The sequence below is a fragment of the Undibacterium sp. 5I1 genome (assembly GCF_034314085.1).
Classification (GTDB): domain Bacteria; phylum Pseudomonadota; class Gammaproteobacteria; order Burkholderiales; family Burkholderiaceae_D; genus Undibacterium.
The window spans coordinates 1,361,412-1,384,304 of sequence record NZ_JAVIWI010000001.1 but is presented as its reverse complement, the minus strand read 5'-3'; the positions used below and the strand labels follow the sequence as shown (position 1 = coordinate 1,384,304).

The 22,893-nt window shown below is 46.8% G+C and carries 21 protein-coding genes; 8 read left to right on the top strand and 13 right to left on the bottom strand.

Going from position 1 to position 22,893, the window contains the following annotated elements; translation table 11 throughout:
- Positions 1-70 precede the first annotated feature (70 nt).
- Complete coding sequence (gene ppk2 / locus RGU72_RS06225; RefSeq protein WP_322118910.1) at positions 71-877, top strand: polyphosphate kinase 2; 807 nt, start codon at positions 71-73, stop codon at positions 875-877.
- A 19-nt stretch (positions 878-896) separates the two neighbouring features.
- Here ppk2 and RGU72_RS06220 read toward each other — a convergent pair whose 3' ends face one another.
- Positions 897-1,931, bottom strand: a complete 1,035-nt coding sequence (locus RGU72_RS06220) for a class I fructose-bisphosphate aldolase (protein ID WP_322118909.1) — start codon at positions 1,929-1,931, stop codon at positions 897-899.
- Positions 1,932-2,423: 492 nt separating this feature from the next.
- Between RGU72_RS06220 and RGU72_RS06215 the strand changes: the two genes are divergently transcribed.
- The 7 genes from RGU72_RS06215 to RGU72_RS06185 all read left to right on the top strand — a co-directional run bounded on the left by RGU72_RS06215 (position 2,424) and on the right by RGU72_RS06185 (position 9,006).
- A complete protein-coding gene (locus tag RGU72_RS06215; RefSeq protein ID WP_322118908.1) occupies positions 2,424-2,624 on the top strand; it encodes a hypothetical protein in 201 nt (66 codons plus the stop codon).
- A 60-nt stretch (positions 2,625-2,684) separates the two neighbouring features.
- Positions 2,685-3,761 (top strand): alkene reductase, encoded by a 1,077-nt coding sequence (locus RGU72_RS06210; protein WP_322118907.1) that lies wholly within the window; start codon positions 2,685-2,687, stop codon positions 3,759-3,761.
- A gap of 73 nt (positions 3,762-3,834) precedes the next feature.
- Positions 3,835-4,167 carry a hypothetical protein gene (locus RGU72_RS06205; protein WP_322118906.1) on the top strand — a complete coding sequence of 111 codons (333 nt, stop codon included), beginning with the start codon at positions 3,835-3,837 and terminating at the stop codon, positions 4,165-4,167.
- A gap of 511 nt (positions 4,168-4,678) precedes the next feature.
- A complete protein-coding gene (locus RGU72_RS06200) occupies positions 4,679-5,653 on the top strand; it encodes a PRC-barrel domain-containing protein (RefSeq protein ID WP_322118905.1) in 975 nt (324 codons plus the stop codon).
- Positions 5,654-5,740: 87 nt separating this feature from the next.
- A complete protein-coding gene (locus RGU72_RS06195) occupies positions 5,741-6,313 on the top strand; it encodes a nitroreductase family protein (protein ID WP_322118904.1) in 573 nt (190 codons plus the stop codon).
- 720 nt (positions 6,314-7,033) lie between these two features.
- The gene (locus RGU72_RS06190) at positions 7,034-7,687 is read left to right on the top strand and encodes a BON domain-containing protein (protein ID WP_322118903.1); all 654 of its coding nucleotides are present in this window, start codon (positions 7,034-7,036) and stop codon (positions 7,685-7,687) included.
- Positions 7,688-7,806: 119 nt separating this feature from the next.
- Entirely contained in the window at positions 7,807-9,006 is a 1,200-nt protein-coding gene (locus tag RGU72_RS06185) for a cyclopropane-fatty-acyl-phospholipid synthase family protein (RefSeq protein WP_322118902.1), read from the top strand.
- A 28-nt stretch (positions 9,007-9,034) separates the two neighbouring features.
- Here the strand turns inward: RGU72_RS06185 and RGU72_RS06180 are convergent, their stop codons facing one another.
- The 12 genes from RGU72_RS06180 to RGU72_RS06125 form a co-directional block, all read right to left on the bottom strand.
- The gene (locus RGU72_RS06180; RefSeq protein WP_322118901.1) at positions 9,035-10,018 is read right to left on the bottom strand and encodes a zinc-dependent alcohol dehydrogenase family protein; all 984 of its coding nucleotides are present in this window, start codon (positions 10,016-10,018) and stop codon (positions 9,035-9,037) included.
- 211 nt (positions 10,019-10,229) lie between these two features.
- Positions 10,230-11,264 (bottom strand): zinc-dependent alcohol dehydrogenase, encoded by a 1,035-nt coding sequence (locus tag RGU72_RS06175; protein ID WP_322118900.1) that lies wholly within the window; start codon positions 11,262-11,264, stop codon positions 10,230-10,232.
- A gap of 45 nt (positions 11,265-11,309) precedes the next feature.
- Positions 11,310-12,773: an NAD(P)(+) transhydrogenase (Re/Si-specific) subunit beta gene (locus RGU72_RS06170; protein ID WP_322118899.1), complete on the bottom strand. Its 1,464-nt coding sequence runs from the start codon at positions 12,771-12,773 to the stop codon at positions 11,310-11,312.
- Between the two features lie 7 nt (positions 12,774-12,780).
- Positions 12,781-13,134 (bottom strand): NAD(P) transhydrogenase subunit alpha, encoded by a 354-nt coding sequence (locus RGU72_RS06165; RefSeq protein ID WP_322118898.1) that lies wholly within the window; start codon positions 13,132-13,134, stop codon positions 12,781-12,783.
- A gap of 24 nt (positions 13,135-13,158) precedes the next feature.
- The gene (locus tag RGU72_RS06160; protein ID WP_322118897.1) at positions 13,159-14,343 is read right to left on the bottom strand and encodes an NAD(P) transhydrogenase subunit alpha; all 1,185 of its coding nucleotides are present in this window, start codon (positions 14,341-14,343) and stop codon (positions 13,159-13,161) included.
- Positions 14,344-14,596: 253 nt separating this feature from the next.
- Positions 14,597-15,979: an NAD-dependent succinate-semialdehyde dehydrogenase gene (locus tag RGU72_RS06155; RefSeq protein ID WP_322118896.1), complete on the bottom strand. Its 1,383-nt coding sequence runs from the start codon at positions 15,977-15,979 to the stop codon at positions 14,597-14,599.
- Positions 15,980-16,601: 622 nt separating this feature from the next.
- Complete coding sequence (locus RGU72_RS06150) at positions 16,602-17,468, bottom strand: ABC transporter permease (protein WP_322118895.1); 867 nt, start codon at positions 17,466-17,468, stop codon at positions 16,602-16,604.
- Positions 17,465-18,334 carry an ABC transporter permease gene (locus tag RGU72_RS06145; RefSeq protein WP_322118894.1) on the bottom strand — a complete coding sequence of 290 codons (870 nt, stop codon included), beginning with the start codon at positions 18,332-18,334 and terminating at the stop codon, positions 17,465-17,467. Before RGU72_RS06145 ends, RGU72_RS06150 begins: the two co-directional genes overlap by 4 nt.
- Positions 18,335-18,342: 8 nt before the next feature.
- Positions 18,343-19,485, bottom strand: coding sequence for an ABC transporter ATP-binding protein (locus RGU72_RS06140; protein ID WP_322118893.1), 1,143 nt, complete (start codon positions 19,483-19,485; stop codon positions 18,343-18,345).
- 66 nt (positions 19,486-19,551) lie between these two features.
- The gene (locus tag RGU72_RS06135) at positions 19,552-20,634 is read right to left on the bottom strand and encodes an extracellular solute-binding protein (RefSeq protein WP_322118892.1); all 1,083 of its coding nucleotides are present in this window, start codon (positions 20,632-20,634) and stop codon (positions 19,552-19,554) included.
- 173 nt (positions 20,635-20,807) lie between these two features.
- Positions 20,808-21,131 carry a multidrug efflux SMR transporter gene (locus tag RGU72_RS06130; protein ID WP_322118891.1) on the bottom strand — a complete coding sequence of 108 codons (324 nt, stop codon included), beginning with the start codon at positions 21,129-21,131 and terminating at the stop codon, positions 20,808-20,810.
- Positions 21,132-21,221: 90 nt separating this feature from the next.
- Positions 21,222-22,547, bottom strand: coding sequence for a dienelactone hydrolase (locus RGU72_RS06125; RefSeq protein ID WP_322118890.1), 1,326 nt, complete (start codon positions 22,545-22,547; stop codon positions 21,222-21,224).
- Between the last annotated feature and the right edge of the window lie 346 nt (positions 22,548-22,893).

Genomic DNA, 22,893 nt, shown 5'->3' with positions numbered 1-22,893 from the left:
TTTACAGATTGCACTTTGGTAAATGATTTTTTGGGTTGGGTCTTTTAACTACAGATGATGGGGCAATAAAATGAGCAAAAAGAAAAAGCAAAAAGAAGCGGATGACGATGTAACCCCAATGTCGAAAGAGGACTATAAAGCTAGCTTGCGTGAGCTGCAAGTAGAGCTGGTGAAGCTGCAACGACATGTCATTCGTCATAATGAAAAAGTGCTGATACTGCTCGAAGGTCGTGACGGAGCAGGTAAAGACGGCAGTATCAAGCGTATCGCTGAACATCTAAGCCCGCGGGAGACCCGTGTTGTAGCGCTGAGTAAACCATCAGATCGAGATTGTAGTGGATGGTATTTCCAGCGTTATGTCACTTACCTACCAGTAGCCCAGGAGCTTGTCTTGTTTAATCGTAGTTGGTACAACCGTGCGGGTGTAGAACATGTGTTGGGTTTCTGCTCAAAGGATGAATACGAAGAATTCATGCAATCAGTACCGAAATTCGAAGAGATGTTGGTGAATTCGGGAATCAAGCTACTAAAGTACTACCTTGACATTGGCAAGGATGAGCAAATCAAGCGACTGGCCGATCGCGAAACTAATCCGCTCAAGCAGTGGAAGACTAGTCCGGTCGACGCCGTTGCCGTCAAACATTGGAATGCTTATTCTGAGATGCGGGACGCAATGCTGCTGAGAACCCATACCATTTTAGCTCCTTGGCATATCGTACGGGCGAATGATAAACAATCTGCCCGATTGAATTTGATACGAGACATACTATCTAGACTGCAATATACGGGCAAGAATAAAAAGTTATTGCAACCAAACGTTGAGATGACGTTTGAGTTCACACCTGAGTGTATAAATTCATATCGACTAGCTCGCTAGTTCTTCTCACCAGATAAGGTTAATTAAATAATCCGGCAGATTCCATTGCGCTATGATAGTTGCCCTTGAGAGCAGCCTTGTTACAACTGATGCGCAACGACAGAACCTGTTGCGCAGCAACGCTGTTATTTTCTAAGCCTAGCCAGGTAGCCAGCACCGGTTGTTGTATCGCACGTGAAAAAGAAAATGTCATTGGCCAAGGCGTCAATGCTTTGTATCCAGCATTGATCGCATTCAGACGTTGGGACGCTTGTTCCGGTGTTTGCCCGCCGGACAGGAATGCGATCCCTGGAACACATGCCGGCACGTGACGTAATAAACTTTCGACGGTTGATGCAGCGATCTCATTCACGCCCGCTGAAACAGCGGCGTCTGAGCCGGGAAGCAGCATATTTGTCTTTAGAATCAGTCCCTCAAGAAACACCCGGTGCAAGTGCATCTGGTGAAATACCGACTCCCAGACCCGCTCAGATACGTCCGCACATTGCTGCAAAGTGTGCGCCCCATCCACCACTATTTCAGGCTCGATCACCGGCACCAAACCACATTCCTGGCACAGTGCGGCGTATATCGCCAATTGTTGGGCGTTGCTGGCGATGCAGGTATCACTTGGTGTACCGACACCAATTTTGAACACCGCCCGCCATTTGGCAAACCTTGCTCCTTCATGCCAATAAATTTGCAAACGCTCCCTCAATCCATCCAGACCCTGAGTCAATTTTTCTCCCGGAAAACCAGCCAGATCCTTCGCGCCAGTGTCGACTTTAATTCCACAAATAATATTTAAATCAGACAGCAGGTCTATAAACTTTTTTCCATCGTCACGAGATTGGCTAAATGTTTCATCGCATAAAATTACTCCGCTGATTGAATGATTTATGTCTGGGGTACATAGTAGCAATTCACGGTATCTTCGCCGCATTTTCACTGTTTCAGCCATACCCAGCGCCTTAAACCTAGCATTGCAAGTGGGGATGCTCTCATCCATCGCAAGCATTCCTTTTTGTTGCGCTACTAATTGGATTGCTATGTCGTGCAGTGCATTTTCATTCATTACTTGTACACCCTTCCCGGATTGATATTCCCCCAATGACGCTTCATGGGCTGCTTATTTTGTTCATCAATAGACAGCATGACTCAGAGAATTTTTACAAAATGCGAAAAACAAATATTGGATTTAAATACTCTGTCGGCATCATGAACTTTTATCCGGCACAGTCTGTGCAACAGCACACACAGACGCTAATAAATTTTTTGAGCGATGGGTTGTTTGTGGTGCTTCACTTGATGACATGCGCCCTTGATGACATACAAGTTGACAACCTAATGAAGGTCACCTCAAAAAATACAATTTCTCATCGCAACTAAATTGCTGTGTGGCGATGAAATTGTACGCAGCTTTACCGTACGCCTGATTCACAAATTTTATTGAAAACGATGCTCATCGATCTGCTGCAACAAAACACTCAGATTAAGCGCGGTAACGCACCGATCAGGCTGATATCTCAATATATATTCTTGAAATGAACCTTAGGAGGACACTGTAATGACACTATCCAATCAGAAATTCCTATTTACTTATCCGGAGTTAGAGCGTCAGATGAAGCAAGTATTTCAATCGCCGCCCTCGTCCCCTCCTCTGACCAGCGATGACAAACTCAGAGAAGTCATCTGCTTAAATAAATCCGTCTCAGAGCCACTCTCCTGCATCGACTCAAACCAAGCGAAATCTGATTTACCCATATAGAAATGGTCTTTAGCAACTGCGGTCTAACTTAAATTAATCCCCGACAACAAAGGAGATGTGATGCTATTCGAATCTTTCGTCGCTCGCAAAATGACATTGAGTAACCGGATCGTAATGGCGCCGATGACGCGCAATCGTGCCAATGTGGGGAATATCCCTAACATATTGATGGCTGAATATTATGGGCAACGTGCCAGTGCAGGATTGATTGTGACTGAGGGTACTTCACCCTCGCCAAATGGTCTGGGTTATGCGCGTATCCCGGGCCTGTTTAACGATGACCAAGTGCGCGGCTGGAAATTGGTCACTGATGCAGTACATGCCAAAGGCGGGAAAATTGTTGTCCAGTTGATGCATACCGGTCGTGTGACGCATATTGCGAACCTACCGCAAGGTGCAAGGGTTGTTGGTTCAAGTGCTTCGGTATGTCCAGGCGAAATGTTTACCGATTCGATGGGGCTACAGCCGTACAGCGTGCCATCTCCGATGAACGAGCAAGAAATAGTAATGACCATCAAAGAATATGCGACTTCAGCCGAACTCGCTATTGAGGCAGGCTTTGATGGCATTGAGCTGCATGCTGCCAATGGCTATTTGATTGAGCAATTTCTGAATCCCCATATTAACCTCAGAACTGATGACTACGGTTCTAACGCTGAGGGAAGAAATCGTTTTGCGCTGGCGGTGACCCGCGCTGTGACAACGGCAATTGGCGCTGATCGCGTTGGCATTAGATTATCACCGTACGGTATATTCAACGGCACGGGATCATACACCGGGGTTGATGATCAATATCTTAGGTTGGTAAAAGAACTGTCAAGAATAGGCTTACTGTATGTTCATGTTCTTGACCATTCATCTATGGGTGCCCCCTCAGTACCTGCTGCACTCAAACAAAGTCTGCGAGCGGCTTTCGACGGCCCTTTTATCCTGGCAGGTGGATTTGACGCTGCCAGCGCAGAAAAGGCTTTGGAGAATAATCAGGCTGATTTGATCGCTTTTGGCCGATCATTTTTGGCGAATCCTGATTTAGTGAGACGTATGGAGAAGAATTTTTTATTAAATCCGCCGGATATGTCGACTTTTTACACCCCCGGCGCTAAGGGTTATACGGATTATTCAAGGTTTGATACCTAGTCCCAAGAGACCGCGGTTCAGGACGAAGCAATACGACAGCCAACCGTTGTAGCGATGGATTAAAAGGATCGATATGAGCCAAAATTATTTGTACGAGGTCAAACTAGATGCTGGTAAGCGTAACGCCAATTACTCGAACTGGCTTCAGAACTTAAGCGAATTGAACGCAAAAACTAATGACTACGGAGGCGTTCAAAGTCTCTGCATTCTCAGTCACTCAAAAAATGCGGTGACCGTACATATGCTCTGTACAAGAGGATTCAAAGACAAAGACAAAAAGAACGTCACTGTCAATGAAATAACCCGACAAACTTTAGCCTCGTCTGGCAAGGCACATCATACCTACATCGAATTTATTGAGGAGAATTTTCTCTTTGATAACGACTATCCCAATATTGAAGAGTGAGACAGACCTGATCTCGTTGATGATAGCGACGCAATATATCGCTTTAACAGCATGTTGGTTGTAGGTGTGAATCGCGATTATGCTGATTGAACACCCAGCTCTTAGTACCAAAGATAATTGAAGACTCATGCTGTAATGAGACTTATGGATAATTCGACGAGCTCAATCCGGTCGCGCGGTGCTCATCGAAACGGAGGTCATCCATCACGGTAAGTGTGTCCCATAGGTTCGCCAACATAGCATCAAAAATATCCGGAAGCCATCCAGCACTTTGATTTGACTAACGTCGTCTAGAGATGAATTGAGAATAGTTTGGTGATTTTGAATACCAATATGTGGTCGGGTGTTCGTATTGGTTAACAGAAGTCATTGGAAGTCATTGGAAGTCATTGGAAGTCATTGGAAGTCATTGGAAGTCATTGGAAGTCATTGGAAGTCATTGGAAGTCATTGGAAGTCATTGGAAGTCATTGGAAGTCATTGGAAGTAATTTAACTTGAACAGGATCACAGATGAGTAATCAGGAAACCGTCGATGCAATCAAAGCGCAAATCGTCAAAGCTGAGTCTGATAGCCATACGTGGCAAGTGGCAGAGGACGAGGAAAAATATCTTGACGCCTATGACAGAACGGAAGCGCTAGAACTACAACTAGATCGGCAAATCAAAAGCACTGCTTTAAATTCTGATACGGATCCAAATCCGGAGACACACGCTCATTTAATTATGCTGAGTAACTTCGATGGGGCTGCTGTATCAGCAATCGATGGTCAGATAGGGCATATCAAGACTGCGTTCTTTGATGATGAATCCTGGACGATACGATATATCGTTGTGGATACCGGAAACTGGTTGTCCAAGCATGAAGTATTAGTCTCGCCCTATGCGATTAAGCATCCCTTGATAAACGACAAAAATATCGAGATCAACCTCACCTGCTTGCAGCTGAAGAATAGCCCCGACATTGATAGTCATCAACCGGTGTCAAGGCAGCATGAGCGACAATTCCTGACCTACTATTCGTTCCCGACTTATTGGGGCGGAGGCGATCGTTGGGGTGGAGGAAGCTATCCATTGATGTCACTTGAACGACAACCATTAGATGAAATAGCGGAAGACAAAATGGAGGAACGTGAGAAATTTGAATCAGAGGATATTCATCTACGCAGTTGTGCAGAAATTATTGGTTATGACCTGCAAACAAGTGACGATAGCATCGGTCACATCAAAGATTTTATTTTCGACGAGGCATCTTGGGCGATTCGCTATTTAATTATCGACACCAGAAACTGGTTGCCGGGGGGTAGAAAAGTCTTAATAGCGACTCACTGGATTGAGAATATTGATTGGAGCACTCGTAACGTGTATGTGAAATTGACTAAAGAGCAGGTAAAAAATAGTCCCGATTTTGATGATCAACTCACTATGGATCGCGACTACGAGAGCCGGCTTCACGCATCGTACAGTCGCCCAGGCTACTGGATTTGATCAAAAAAAATCTGATTGTCAGGGTCTGTTATCACTCAAATCGGGAGATCAGTGATAACCGACCCTATGTAACTCGAAGAGAATAAGATGACTACATTACCCTCAGTAATTGATACGATCAATGGTCGATGTTCGGTGAGAACATATACGGAAGAGCGTATTCCGGAAGCGACAATTCATTTGTTGCTAAATGCCGCGGTGCGGGCACCGTCAGCGATGAATGAACAACCCTGGCAATTTGTGATAGTCCAACAAAAATCTCTGCTGAAAAAGGTGTCAGACCAGGCGAAAGCGGTATTAGGGGCAGAGGCAGAATTTTTACCTCCCCATCACGGCGGACTGATGGGGTTTTCAGAGCCTGGGTTTAATATTTTTTACGACGCTGGAACACTCATTGTTATTTGTAAGAAAACAGTCGGACAATTTGCAGACGGCGATTGTTGGCTTGCAGCTGAAAATTTAATGTTGTATGCCCACTCGTTAGGTCTTGGCTCCTGTGTAATCGGCTCGGCGATCGCCACAATGAATTTGCCGGTCGTCAAAAAAGAGCTTGGAATTCCGGCAGGCTCGATCGCCGTCGCACCAATCATACTAGGATTCCCGCGCGGAGCGATTACGCAAAGTGCTCGACACGCGCCACATATTTTAGCGAAGTACTAAAACTCAATGTGGTCGCAAACAGAGCGTTATCATTGCTTCAACCGAGACTTTCCATTAGGCGCACTGGAGGTGCTATTTGAGTGCTGACGGCGCATTTCCGGTCATTTTTAACCCAGATTTTCCATTAGAACAGCGACAAGTGTGCCTTTGGCGGACTGACTGGCTAGACGCGACGACGACGCAAGCTGCATCTTGTTAGGAGGAGCAACAACGCCAGGCAGTTCGCCAAAGGTGCAATTGTCGCTGTAGCGCTCCCACTCAAATCGCGGTGGTGTTATCCTTCTGAAGACCGCACACCGTCTGCGTTTTTTGCGAAGTAGTAGCGGTCTAATGGAAAATCTGGGTTTAACGTTCTTCGTTGTTCATGGCTAGCCATGAACGCCTCATTCACGTCAAAACTGCCTCGGAAAGTGCATCCGTCATCAGCTCAAATCCTAATGGAAAATCTCGGTTCAAACAGATAACCGGAGAATGAACATTTACTCCTGTTTGCGAGCCAATATCGCATCTCCTGGATGTACTTAAGTAGTATCTTCGTCCCTACGCCTGCCGGGACAATGTTGCGTAAGTCCTCAACAAAACACTCCTCATTTTTAATTTATGGATTTTCGCTTCTAAAATCAACAGCTCACTTTTATTTTTCTATATGAGTTACAACGTACAAAGATAAGCGTGTTTGCGGTTCATTCTAAGCTACTGAAAACAGACTGAAAGATGAACATGAAAACCGACAAACAGATTCAACAAGATGTAATCGCTGAACTAGACTGGCAGCCTTCCGTTAACTCCGCACAGATTGGCGTGGAAGTAAAAGATGGGATCGTTACCTTGGCCGGTCATGTCAGTAGTTATGGAGAAAAATGGGATGCAGAGCGTGCCGTCCAACGAGTAACTGGCGTAAAAGCCTTAGTTGTTGAGATGGATGTAAAGCTTCCAGGCACAAGCAAGCGCAATGACGCTGACATCGCCCGCATAATAGAAAATCTCTTAGAGTGGGCTATCTATCTACTAGCCAATAGTGTTAAGGCGATGGTTGAAGATGGCTGGGTGATATTGACTGGTGAAGTTGAGTGGGACTATCAACGAGATAGTGCAGCCGCTTCAGTTCGATATTTAATGGGTGTTACCGGCGTCAGTGATGACATCACCGTTAAGCCTTTAGTATCTTTAGCCGACGTCAAATCTCAAATAGAGGCTGCATTAAAACGTGGTTCGAAAGCCGACGCTGACAATATCTCGATTGCTATTCAAGGTACTACGGTAACACTGTCCGGCAAAGTAAATAGCTGGGCTGAGCGCGAACTCGCCAGAAACTCCGCTTGGGCTGCACCCGGCGTAAAGAATGTCATAGATAACCTGGAAGTGATCTACTAAGCTTGGGCTGATTATGTCCGACGGTAAGTCTAATTGGCGACCTCTACGATGTCTATTTTGATCGCCTGATGTTCAAACAATTCAATCTGATCATCGATTTATTAATGAGGAAGTACGCCATGTTTTGGGAAAAAAGATTAGAGAAGTGGGTCAGTGGCGTTCGTGATCGTCTGGCATTGCCGCTCAGAATAGATCTGTGGAACGGACAACAGCTTGCACTCAGCAATGAGCAACCTCAGGTCATCATTCGGGTACCCCATGTCTCTGCACTCGCATGTCTGTTCACACCATCGCTATCTAATCTGGGTACCGCCTATGTTGATGGAAAAATAGAGATCGATGGAAAACCATCGGCAATCATCGCGATCGGAAATTCTCTGGCCTCTGGCACATTAAAATTAGAGGGGAAATTTTCTCGCATCGTACGCAACATGCAGCGAAGTAAGGAGCAAGATCGAAAAGCCGTTCAGTATCACTATGATGTCTCCAACGATTTTTATCAACTTTGGCTTGATGAAAATCTGGTGTATTCATGCGCTTATTTTGAGAACGGGGATGAGGATTTGTACAGCGCGCAGATTAAAAAAATAGATCATATACTCAGAAAAATTCAACTCCGTCCCGGCGACACATTACTCGATATTGGCTGTGGCTGGGGCGCATTGGTCATGCATGCAGCAAGAGAATATGGCGCAAAATGTGTTGGTATCACGCTGTCGGAAAATCAGGCATTTCACGCAAGAGTCCTGGTGGAACAAGCGGGATTAAGTGACCGGGTGGAAATACGCTTACAGGATTACCGTGACGTCCGAGGTAGTTTTGATCGTATCACCAGCGTCGGGATGTTTGAACATGTCGGTCTTAGAAATCTTACCGGATATTTCTCTGTCATCGAGAAGCTGCTGGCAGAAGATGGAATCGCTATGAACCACGGAATTACATCAACCGATGCAGATAGCGGAGAAACCCCCTATGGTAATGGCGAGTTCATTGAAAAATATGTTTTCCCTCAAGGAGCGTTACCTCACATCGGCCTGGCGATCAAAGCAATGCAAGAAGGCGGACTAGAGGTTATCGATGTCGAAAATTTACGCCGGCATTACGCCAGAACATGTGAGCTGTGGAGTGATAAATTCGAAGAAAACGCGGACGAAGTAAAGAGAATCGCTGGTGACAGACGCTATCGTATCTGGCGAGTGTATCTGGCTGGTTGTGCCTATGCATTTAATCAAGACTGGATCTCCTTATATCAAGTCGTCTGCGTCAAGGCAGGAGGAAATCCAGGGAAACTCCGTTGGTCGAGAAATTATATGAACTGAAGACTATTCAACTGTACTGTGGCATAGCTCACGGAATAAGAACAGCAGCTCCCTCAAATCGACCAGCGCGGAGATCCGCTAGCGCTTGATTTGCATCTTGAAGGGAATAACTTGTCGTCTTGGTGATGATGCCAATTTGAGGTACTAGTCGAAAAAAATCGATGCCATCTTGCCGGGTCAGGTTGGCGACCGATACAAGCTGCCGTTCTTCCCACAGCAGACTGTAAGGAAAACCGGGGATTTCGCTCATATGAATCCCTGCACATACGACTCTCCCACCCTTCCTGACAGCCTTTAAGGCGAGCGGTACAAGATCACCATCGGGTGCAAAGATGATCGCTGCATCAAGAAGCTCCGGCGGCAATTGACCGGAATCACCAGCCCACGCCGAGCCAAGACTACGAGCAAAAACTTGGGTTGCCATATCACCAGGGCGGGTGAATGCATAGACTGAACGTCCCTGCCATTTTGCAATCTGTGCAACGATATGTGCGGAAGCGCCAAATCCGTACAGCCCTAGTTTTTTACCAGACCCTGCGATAGCTAAAGAACGCCAACCTATCAAGCCCGCACAAAGTAATGGCGCAATTTCTGCATCACTACCGGTATCGCCAAGTCGAATCGCGAATCGTGCATCGACAGTGGTGTGTGTTGCAAATCCACCGTCGCGTGTGTATCCAGTAAAGACAGGAAGATCGCAGAGGTTCTCATGATCGGCAACACAATATGGACAAACGCCACAGGTATGGCCAAGCCACGGAATGCCAATACGCTCACCCAACGTAAATCCCTTCACACCGGCACCTATTTTATCGATTCTTCCGACAATTTCATGCCCGGGAATGATCGGTATTTTTGGGTTCGGCAACTCACCATCGACTACGTGCAGGTCAGTCCGGCAGACACCACAGGCACCAATTTTTATACGAATTTCACCTGAGCGAGGCTCAAGATCAGGTAACGTCGTCCATTCAAGAGGAGCGCCAATTTTTTTCAAGACCATTGCTTGCATCAGGTATTCCTTTGGACTATACCGCTACTTTCACTATGCTGATCATTAGGCTAAAGCAGCCGTCAGGATATTGAGAAGTATCATGAATACGACTTACGAAAAACCGCCCCAACTGAGTTGCAGCGACTAGTCGTACTAAACTACAGAGGTCGTCAGTACGCCTTGCTGGGACGATTTTGCGTAAGTCCTAATGAATTATCATCACATGACCTTAGTGGTTTGAGAACTCCAGCACAACGCGAGACGGTACGTCGCCATGTGCTAAGCGTTCAAACACTTTATTGATGGCCGTTAAAGGCTGCAATTCGATATCTGCCTTGACCTTGGCGTCGACTGCGAATGCCAGTGCCTCTGCCATGTCGAGGCGGTTGCCCACGAAGGATCCGCGGATAGTGATGCAATTGGCGACCACATCAAATAATGGTGTTGGAAACTCTCCCGGCGGCAAGCCTACTAATACGCAGGTACCAAACTTTCGCGTCATGCCGACGCCTTGCTTGAAGGCTGCCAGCGATGGTGCCGTAATTAATACGCTGTGTGCGCCGCCGTTTGTCGCTTTCTTTACGGCCTCGATCGCATCCTCAGACCTAGCGTTGACGACCGCATCCGCCCCAAGACGTTTGGCATGTGCCAGTTTGCCATCGTCAATGTCAACCGCACAGACATGTAAGCCCATTGCCTTTGCATACTGAACACCCAGATGTCCTAATCCGCCCACACCGGATATGACGATCCAATCACCTGGTTTGGCTTGCGTCTCCTTGATCCCCTTATAAGAGGTGATGCCTGCGCAAATAAGCGGAGCGGCATCACGTGATGCCAGACCTGCCGGTATATGTGCAACATAATTTGGGTCTGCAACAATGAATTCAGCAAATCCACCATTCTTCGTATAACCGCCAAATTGGGCATCGGGACATACCGGTTCGCGGGCCGCAAGGCAATATTCGCAATGTCCGCAAGCGGAGTAAAGCCAGGGTACGCCAACGCGATCCCCCTCCTTCACCGCAGTTACTCCGGCGCCAAGCGCAGTAACAATGCCGATACCTTCGTGCCCAGGAGTAAACGGCAGTGTCGGCTTGAGCGGCCAGTCGCCGTTGGCGGCATGCAGATCGGTATGACAAACGCCACAAGCCTCGGTTTTGACTAGAATCTGACCGGGGCCAGGTTGAGGAATATCCAATTCCTTGATCACCAATGGTTGACCAAAATGTTCGACAACAGCGGCTTGCATTTTTTGTGTCATGACTAGTTCCTTATTAGGTCACGCGGGGTAGCGTGGGTTCACGCATCATTTAACTGCTGGCAGGCCAAGACCCCGCACAGCTTCAATCATCTTTATCAGGACTTCTTGCGCATCGCCATAGACCATGTCGCAGTTCTCCCCATAAAACAGGGCATTGACGATACCGGCATAGCCTTTTCCCTTTCCACGTTTGACGACGAAGACTTTTTTTGCCTTGTCGGCGTTGAGGATGGGCATGCCAAATATCGGCGAGGATTTATCAGTACGCGCGGCGGGATTGACCACGTCATTGGCACCGATAACGAGTGCAATATCGGTAGTGGCAAACTGCTCGTTGATATCTTCGAGCTGGAAAATCATGTCATATGGCACACCCGCTTCGGCCAACAATACATCCATCTGACCGGGCATACGACCCGCAACCGGGTGTACCGCAAACTTCACGCTGACACCACCTGCCTGCAATAATTTGACAAATTCGTAGAGCTTTCCTTGTCCTTGGGCAACAGCCAAACCATAACCGGGAACGATGATCACCGAACTGGCGTAGCGCATAGCGATTCCCGCATCGCCAGCTTGTATTGGCTTGAGGCTTCCCGCAATGTTTCCCTGCTTATGTTTGGTCACTTCGCCAAAATTGCTAAAGACAATATTGGCGACAGAACGATTCATCGCTTTGGCCATGAGTAAGGTCAACAACATGCCTGCGGCACCAACAACCATACCGGCAATCATCAGGGCTGGATTTTGCAATACGAATCCTTCCAGTCCGACCGCCAAGCCAGTAAAAGCATTAAAAATCGAAATGACCACTGGCATATCAGCGCCGCCAATGGGCAGAGTCATGAAAATACCAAGCGCCAATGAGCAGACGAAGAATAGATAAATAGATGCCGGCAAACTCAACACAAGTAAGGACTGATCTTGCGTCGCCGCGACCAGATACACGCCAACTGCCAGAGTCGCTAACAGAAGCAAGCCGTTGAATATTTGCTGTCCTTTAAACCGAAGTGGTTTATGAATTACGCCATCCAACTTAGCCCAGGCAATCAACGAACCGGATAGCGAAACCGCGCCAATCAGTGCTCCGCCCAGAGTAACAACAAGCGCGGTAACGCCCACTGCCTTACCACCGAACAATTCAACTCCAGCAATAGCGCCTGCCGCGCCGCCGCCCATACCGTTGTATATCGCAACCATCTGCGGCATGGCAGTCATCGCCACAGAGCGCCCGCTCCACCAAGCGATTCCTCCGCCAATCACCAAGGCTAGAATAACCAGTCCGATGTTGGTCATCAGATGAGACTGCGCTGCCTGAGTAACACTAAATGCGTAAAAAAAACTCGCCAAGATCGCTACTGCCATGCCAATACCGGCAACAAAAATACCAGAAGGCGCTGTCACTGGCGATGACATGCGATGCAGTCCATATAAAAAAAGAAACGCAGCGGTCAGATCAGCAGCACCAATAAGTAATTGAGGAATCATGGGGATAATGGTCGTCATCATGATGGACTCATGTTTTCTTAGCGTGGTTAGATTTAACGCGACCCGACTTAGCCTGCGCAGGTCGGTGTTCGCTAGTTTTAAACATGGCGAGCATACGGTCAGTTACGGCATAGCCGCCCGCCGCATTACCAGCGCCAAGCAAAACCGCGAAGAATCCGATCACTTGCTCCTGCACGGTACTTGCGTTCAGGAGCGCGTAGATGCCGCCAACGACTACGATGCCATGTACAAAATTTGATCCTGACATCAAGGGCGTGTGCAAGATCGCAGGAACATTGCCGATGATGACCCATCCGGCAAAAGCCGCGAGCATGAACACATAGATAGCGACGAAGCCTGTAATACTGATTTGAAAGTCCATATTGGTGCCCTCGGTGGGTGTACTTTATGTTTGAGTTGATGCGTGCTTGGAATGTCTGGCTTTTGCTGGCTGCGTGGCAGAAATCGCTAGTTTCTGATTGTGGTCGTTTTCCTCCGCCTTATTCTGCCCAGCATGGGTGAGCACCGTCTTGGCGAGAATCTCATCGTCCCAGTTGATCTCAACGATGTTATCTTTCATGAATAAGGCAAGCAGGTTGTACTGATTTTTTGCATACAGTTCGCTCGCATCTTCGGCGAGTAACGACGGTACATTTAGAGGCGCCACAATGGTCACTTGTCCTATCTTTGTGGTTTCACCCGGCCGTGTGTCTTCGCAATTTCCGCCGCCCTCGGCGGATAGATCGATGATGACCGAGCCACGTTTCATACCCACAACTTGGGCATGATTAATTAGCTTGGGCGACGCTTTTCCGGGAATCGCCGCAGTCGTGATGATCAAATCGGCACTCTGAATATGTTTGGTAAGAACTTCTGCCACCTTGGTTTTTTCTTCAGCGCTCAACTCACGCGCATAACCGCCTTCGCCGCGTGCATCGATACCGGTATCAACAAATGTGGCGCCAAGCGACAATGCTTGTTCCTGTGTTTCAGGACGTACATCGTAGCCTTCGACTACCGCACCGAGTCGATGTGCGGTAGCAATCGCTTCAAGCCCGGCGACGCCCAGCCCCATTACCAATACATGAGCTGGCCCAATCGATCCAGCAGCAGTGGTAATTTTGGGTATTACACGACCAAGATGAGTTGCGCCAAGTTCTACCGCGTAATAACCAGCAAGCGCAGACTGGCTCGACAAGGCATCCATCGCTTGTGCCCGCGAAATACGCGGCACCCGCTCCATCGCAAAACAGGTGATTTTTTGTTCGAGTAAACACGTCAGTAATGCGGGTTCGTTATTCGCATAAATAAACGAAACAAGAATCGCACCTTCCTTCATCGCCTTTACGATTTCAATACCTGGTGGCTGCACAGAAAGCACAACGTCGGCATCTTTGACCAATGCGATACGATCGGGGATACAAACCACATTCTCGAACAAGCTATCTTCGATATTAATGGAAGCACCAGCACCAGATTCCATGTGCAGTTTCGCGCCGAGTTTGATCAATTTGGCGGCCACCGAGGGAATCAGCGCGACACGCCGTTCATGTACTTGGGTTTCTTTTAATACGGCAACGTTGACATACATCAGATTATCCAATTCCTTGGGTCAAACATGGGTCGGGCTATCGTCACTTACTTTTCTTCAGAGGAAATTTTTACTAGAAAACGCTTTATCTAGCGGGACAACTCGTTAGAATTTTTTCCAATGTGTAGAAGCTGTTGCGCGAATGTGTCGTTTGTAAGTGATAGAAGATTTGAGGGATTTTGCAATACGTCCGCGCGCAAGTATTAATGTCAAAACCTAGACCTTCATACTTGCAACTGGATTCTGCGATCGATCAAACAGGTGCAGCGTGATCCGCAATACGAACAAGTTTCTTATTGACGAACTCTTGAATTCCCATGTTGCCTAATTCGCGTCCGTAACCAGAATATTTGACCCCGCCGAACGGCAGTTCTGCATCTGACCAATCGAGGTTATTGATAAACATCATGCCCGTATCGACTTGGCTTGCCACACGCTTACCGCGAGCTATGTCTTTGGTGAATACAGACCCGCCCAGACCAAAGTCAGAATCATTAGCCAGTGCAATAGCAGCAGCTTCGTCCTTGACGCGATAAAAGGAAACCACCGGACCAAAAAATTCATCACGGAACGCTGGATTATCTGGTTTGATGTCCGTCAGGATCGTGACTTCCATAAAGGAGCCTGGACGGTCAAGACGCTTGCCACCCATCACAAGCTTGGCGCCATGTTTCACTGCGCTATCGACCTGCTGTAGTAATTGAACTAATGCCGCCTCGGTCGACAAAGGCCCGTGCGTCGTTGTTTCATCCATCGGATCACCGGGTTTTAATCCAGACAATGCCGACGAAAATTTCTCCAGAAATTCATCCGCAATAGAATCCATCACAATGAAACGTTTAGCTGCGCAACAGGTTTGTCCCCCGTTATACATTCGCCCCCAGACCGCCCATGGAATCGTTTTTTCCAGATCCGCATCATCCAGCACGATAAACGCATCGCTGCCACCGAGCTCCATAGACGTCTTCTTCAGGTTTTGTCCGGCACGAGCAGCAACCATCCGCCCTGCCGCGACGCTACCTGTTAATGCCACGCCTTTGATACGAGGATCGTCAATCACAATGTCAGACTGTTTATGCGTAATCAGCAGGTTCGTATAGGCACCTGTTGGCGCACCAGCGTCAATCCAAAGCTGTTCAAACGCGATAGCGCATTGCGGTACGCAGCCCGCATGTTTTACCACTAAGACATTACCAGCCATCAGTTGCGGACCAGCGACACGTGCAAGTTGGTAATAAGGGAAATTCCACGGTTCAACGCAAAACAGTACGCCAAATGGACTGCTCTCCATATGTGCCTCACCGACTTTGGGATTGAGCTTCACTGGCTTCAAAAAGTCTTCTGCATGATCCGCGTAATACGACAGGATGTCTGCGCTGAATTTCACTTCACCACGCGCTTCATCGATGCGTTTGCCCATCTCCAGCGTCGCCAGTTTTGCGAAATCGTCTACACGCGCGTGAAGTAATTTGGCCGCTTTTTTTACGATCGCAGCGCGCTCTTGATAACTGGTCTGCTTCCATGTCTGGAAACAGGATTCAGCACTATCCAATGAACTCTCAAGTTGGGTTTTACTTAAATGCTCAAATGTTTTGAGTGTCTTGCCGTCATTCGGATTGATACTTTGATAGGACATGATGGAAACCTCTTTCAATGGAATTTGTAAACGTTGCATTGCTCGCAGAATTGCGATGGACGGTCATTTACAAGGCCAATCTATTTTTTAATAATGCGCCTTGATGAGATTGGTCTCAGTTCGATAGCGCGCTTAGGAAAAAATATACGAAAGAAAGTCAGTTACGCGATTTCAGTAAAATCAGCATGCAGCGTCAACAGTGCCTCAACATTAAATCGTCGGGTGCAGCATGAGGAAAACGACCGGATATAAGCGGAGACCGGATAAGCCGGATATGAGCCTCGACCTAAGCGGACGGATCAAATTGGATCGCAAGTACTGCAGTTCAAGGTAAACGTAATGGCGCTTGATTAGAATCGCCTATTCTGCATCAAGAATAAAATCAGGCATTGCCCAATTGATTGATAGTTTGAGAAGGAAATTAATATACTCCCCTACTAATTTAAATAATCTCCCATAATGACCAATCATTACAATGACGTTTACAAATACTAGTGAGGAGTATTTTTTCGATCATTACTTAGTCAATTCTATTATTTAACATCCTGATCACTACGAGTTGAGGCGTTTATTGTCTTTGCTCCGCCATTTGACTGGCTATTCACCGGCTATTCATCCGAATTTAAGACATTGAGGTTTTTTTCTTCCCGCCAAAATACAACGCCATTGCAATGACGCCAGAAACCAACATCATCATTAAACTAATGGCATTAACTACCGGAGTTGCGCCCTCCTTCATTCGTCCGTACATTAAGACAGTGAGCGGTGCGTCGCTGCCAGCGAGCATGTAAGTCGTATTGAAGTTTTCAAAAGACAGTAAGAACGACATCAGTACAGCGCCCCAAATCGCTGGTTTTAAATAGGGCAGCGTAATGGTTAAAAAGATGGCGCGTTTGTTGGCGCCTAAGTTCATCGCGGCTTCTTCCAGACTCATATCAAGACGCTTTAGGCGGGCGCTGATCGTCAGTGTTGCGATCGCGACGATATAAGAGAATTGCCCTAAAGCGACCAGAAACAAACCGGGCCTTAAAAAATCGAGCTCCCATCCAAATACATCATCAGCAAACTGAGCGAGTTTGCTCATTAGCGACAAGATGGAAATTCCTAAAATGACGCCGGGAATAACCAGCGGGATCAACATCATCTGCGATAACAATTGCTGTCCACGGAATCGAAATCGCTCCAATAGAAACGCATTTCCGGTGCCCACAAGAACGCTAAAAAATGTCACGCCCAAAGCGACCTTACCGCTATTAATCAAACTATCTAGAATCTCTTGGTCAAAAAAGAGACCCGTTCGCTCACCGGCTCCGTTGGCGAAAAACCAGTCCCAGGTAAAACCTTTCCAAGGGGGAAAAGGGTAAGGAGCGTCATTAAACGAAAAGACCGCAACAATGGATAAAGGCAGGAACAGAAAAATGAAAAAATAAACCAGGTAACCGCTTCTGATGAATTGCGTGAAACGCGATTGTCGAATACTGGGGATCATGAACGCCTCATTACTTCATCAAATGATTGTCCGCTCAATTTCAGCCCCAACCAGACAAAACAGCTAGATAACCCCAATAGAATAAATGCCAGTGCAGCACCCTGCTCCCAATTAAAACGGGTAATGAACTGCGTATAAATCTGCTCAGTGAACCACATGGAGTTTTTGCCGCCCAACAGTACGGGTGTTAAATAATTACCCAAGGTCAGCATAAATACCATGATGCATCCGGCAGCAATACCAGGGGCGGCGTGCGGTATGAGTATTTGCCGCAAAATATTAAGACGGCTTCCGCCCAGATCGTAGGCGGCCTCCACCAGACTGCTGTCTAATGTTTCTAGTGCATTCACCAATGGAATCAACATAAAGAGTAAGGACGAGTAAACTAGGCCAAGCATCACAGTTCCATCGCTATACAAAAGATCAACAGGATGATCGGTCAGACCTAGCCAATACAGCAATTGGGGAATAACGCCGTTGCTGCGCAGAAGAATCATCCATCCAAGCGTTCTCACCATTTCGCTGACCCAAAATGGCAACACGACGACGGTCATCAAAAACAGTTTTGATCGTCCCGCAGCTATTTTTGCGATATACCAAGCAACAGGAAATGTCAGTATCAATGTAATGACGGTTGCAGATAATGACATCAGCGCAGTTCGCAGAAAGGTATGCCAGTACAAAGGCTCATCGATAAACGTCTGGTATTGTTTTAAGCTGAAATGATATTCCTGAGGGCCGGCGCGTGTCTGCAAAGACAGAAACAGCATTTCAAGGTGGGGAAATATAATCAACATCGACAACCAGATCACTGCTGGCGCCAATAGTATCCATAACAATATGGATGAATTGTTGGTTTTCATCATGAACTGTTTCAGTGTTTTCCGTGCGTGCTCAGATCGACAGAAAATGTATGTACATGCTCTGCATTAAAGCTCAAATAAACTTGCGCACCGGGTTGAAACACATTGCTCAAACCTGTGTGGGGCATCGCCACTTTGACTGACAATTTCGTGTTGATGATCTTGACCTCAACCGACGAGTTAGCACCGTCAAACAATATAGTACCGATGCTTCCTTCCAACTGATTGTCGCTCACAATATCGGTTGGCGGTCTCATTGACATAGCGATGTTTTCAGGACGAATAAATAATGCCGCAGAGGCGCCCGTGTTCATTTTTTGCACGTTCGCAGAGCGAATAAAGGTATTCTCCCCCACCTTTATTTCCAGAAATTTGTCGTTCGCATTGGCGACCTGACCAGACAGTTGGTTACTATTCCCCACGAAGCTGGCAACGAACGCGGTTTGCGGTCGATAATACAAATCTTGTGGAGATCCCAGCTGCTCAAACTTCCCTTTATTCATCACGCCGATGAAATCGGACATGACTAGCGCCTCGGACTGGTCATGAGTGATGTAGATAAATGTGGTACCTATTTCAGCTTGTAATTGCTTTAGCTCCAGCTTCATGTGTTCTCTGAGCTTTAAGTCAAGCGCGCCTAATGGCTCATCGAGTAATAGCAAGGTCGGATCGAGGATCAAAGAGCGCGCGATGGCAACTCGTTGTTTTTGGCCACCCGAGAGTTGATCGATGCGCTTGTCCGATGCATCAGGCAAGCCAACTCGACGCAACATATCGGCGACTTTTTGTTTGATCTCTGCGCGTTTGACCGAGCGCCGTTCCAATCCATAGGCGACGTTTTCCCCCACCGTCATCATCGGGAATAAGGCCAAGTGCTGAAAAATCATATTCACCGGACGAACATTCGGTGCGACCTGCAGCATACTTTTTCCATCAATCAGAATATCACCCTGATCTGGCTGAATAAATCCAGCAATCATGCGGAGCAAGGTGGTTTTTCCACATCCTGAGGGTCCTAAGATGGAACAGAAACTCCCTTTAGGAACTTCAAGAGAGACCTTATCAACTGCGGTAAATAACTGATTTTGATAGGTATATTGTTTAGTGACGTTAGAGATCGCTAAATCGATTTTTTTATTAGAAATATGACTCATTTACTCTTGCAAAAGTGAACTGCCAGGTTAGGAGAAGTACCGATTAGGAATGCTTAAAATAATCTTCTACAAACTCGCTTTAACACGATCAAGGATTTTTCCGTCGATTTCTTCTAGGCCTGCAGGAATAGCTGGATACCATTTGATATTTTTAAATGCTTCCGGAGAAAACGAATCATTCAATTGCGATTTCATCTTGGCATCCATCAAACTATCAGCCCCTTTTACCGCCGTAAAACTGCCTGAAATTTGCGCCATGCGTGCGGCAATTTCTGGACGAGTTACAAAATTAATCCACGCATAGGCAGCCTCATCATTTTTGCCTTTTGCCGGTATCGCATAGGCATCAATCCAGCCCAATGCCCCCGACTTTGGCGCAATGAATTTGAGCGCAGGTAATTCGCGATTCAATTTCCATCCACCGCTGTCCCACATTTGCGCTGCGACCAATTCACCGCTACGCAGATCGTTTAGTAGTTGATCTTTGCTTTCCCAAAAATATTTATAGTTCTTCTTGCACGCCATCATTTTTTCGCCTGCGGCCTGCATGATTTGCTCATATTGTTTAGGATTTCCGTATGCCTTAAATGGATCTTGTCCCATCGAGAAGGCAACCGCAATCAGGCTTGGGCGTTTCAGTCGCACTGCGACTTTCCCGCTATATTCTGGACGACACAAATCAAGATAGTCGACAATTTTTGCTTTGTCAGTTGCAACGACCAATCCATCTGTTCCCCAGAAGAACGGGACGCCATACGATTTGCCCTGGTAGGTCGTAACTTTTTTTGATGCTTCAAACATCTCAGGTAAGAAGCGGTCTGTTTTTATCTTGGTGAGGTCGAGCGGCTTATACATGCCGAATTCAGCGAGTGGTCCGATGATCCGGTCTTGACTCGGTTGCGCAAGATCAAATCCGGCGCCGCCCGTGGCGCGTAACTTCGAAATCATTTCCTCGTTATTAGAGATGGTGACTTCGACGACGATGCCAGTTTCTTTTGTAAATTGCTGAATAATTTCTTTTGGTGCGTAATCAGCCCAAGTCAGTAAGCGCAGCTTTTCTGCAGCGACACCAGTCTGAGAAATACTGATCGCGGTCGCAGCGAGGACAAACGATATTTTTCGGGCGGACAGTACATTGGCAAAATACATGGATGTTTCCCTTGATAGCGGCAAATAACCAAATATTTTTTCACACAGATATGACCTTTTGATGACCAAAAGACTTTTATTCATTTTGGAGTGACATTTTGTCTTCTTGCGCCATCAATGAATTTCAAGCTGATCAGATGGATAGCTAGTCAAACCCGCACATCCAGAGATGCTTAATTACTCGTGCCAGAGTGGAGTAATACGACGCCAGAGATGATAAGGAGTATGCCAATGATCTTTGGAATACTGACACCTTCATTAAATAAGAACACACCTAAAATAGATGTCGCTACCGTCCCTACTCCAGACCAGACGGCATAAGCGATGCCAATTTCCAATCGACGCATCACAACCGACAATCCCCAAAACGCGAGTCCATAGCCAACGACGACAATCGAGGACGGAATGATTTTAGTAAAACCATCGGACAAACGTAAATTAATTGTCGCGATGACTTCGCTCAAAATGGTCAACATGAGTAAGAGCCAGGGATTCAATATTTTTCCAATACAGTACAAATTCGTTCAATGCAGATGACAACAAGCAAGGGGCTTTGGCCCCATTGCAGTAAGAGATTAATCTAAACCCTATTTGGTTCCGTCAGGCGCGCGTTGTTCAAGACGCAGACCAACCGCGCTACGCGCCGGAAAACCCTTCCAATACGTGTGATCAGTTTTGAACGTGCCATTCGGCTCAACTGACCATTTACCATCTTTGGCGTTCTCCACTAGATTCAGGTAAGAGTCCATGCCGGATTCTTTTTTTAAATATTTTCCCAAAAATGCGGTGCTGAAATGCTGCGCAATATTATTCATCCGGGCGTTATCCCAAACGGCATCAATGTAATGTTCTGCTGGAATAAATTTAAGATTGGGTACTGGCGACCAGGTTTCTTTGGGTGCAGGTATGGGCGCACCAGCGTTATGATTGGCGTTTTCATAGGTAAGTAAATAGCGAGGCGCATTGACGCTTCCCTCAAAAAGATTTCTCACTCCTGGTGAATAGCCAGACACGTCATCCGCGCTACCAGCAACAAAAAATACCGGAATTTTGATCCCTGCCAATCCTGATGCATCCCAAAAACCAGCATTCCAACCCCAAGGTGCAAACACGATCGCTACTTTAATGCGGGGATCGATTGAAGCGATATAGTCGGCGTTACCTGATTGACGCACCGCTAAAGCACCGTTCGGTGTTCCCCAAGAAAAACCGACGCTCGCAGCCGTAACGCCAGCGCCAATCGTGTTCAACGCGCCATATCCTCCCATGGAATAACCGATCAATCCGGTCATATCCGCATTGATCATGCCTTTAAGCGAATCGGTTGAGTCACGATTGAGTTTTGCCATCGCATTGAGTACGAACAACTGATCCAGTGACCGGTTCAAGAGCGTGCTGCCAAATGCGCCCTGGTCACCGTAGGTACTATCAGCATGATCAATCGATGCAACGACATAACCTTTACTTGATAAATTTTCTGCTAAGTGACTGAGTAGGAAACGATTGCCCGGATAGCCATGCGACACAATCAAGAGAGGATAAGGACCGCCAGCCTGATCTGGTGCCGCATTGCGCACGGCTTTGCCATGCAAGCTCACTTCCGTTTTGCCATCACGAGTGATGACACGTAAGTCACCTGAGCTGGGTTGGTCTTTTTCAAGTTTGGCGGGATACCAGACTTCTACTGTCACTGGCCGATCGTAATACGGTGTCGGCAATCCTGGCTTGGCACGGACGATATCCAATTGGTGTGGATTGGTGAGATTCAACGTCTTCACCCCGATAGAAAACTTGCCGTACCGAGCAAGCTCTGGCGCATCAGAACGGATCGTATCGATATGATTATCTTCAGCACTGACATCCAATGCCAGGCACGACAACAACATAAATCCAACTAAGCCATATTTCAGCATATATACCTTTTAGACCTTTTGAAATGAAGTTCCGATATCTGCCTGACGGGCGTCAGAGCAAAGCAGTACAAGTTTGTTTGTAAGGATTGAAGAAGCAGATATTTTAGTATACTCCCCCATTATTTTAATAAATATGGATTATTGTCCAATTATTATATGGACGTATAAATAATACTCCCTATTTGCTCTATGATCGCATCTGGAACTTGTTTATATCTGACGGCTCAATTTTAGAGACTACTTTCGTTACTGCTTTACGTCAAAAAGCCACATCATTACCGCACATTACCAAGTAAATTTTAGCGGCGACAGTATTACATCCGGCGTTAATTTTTACTTCCTTTTT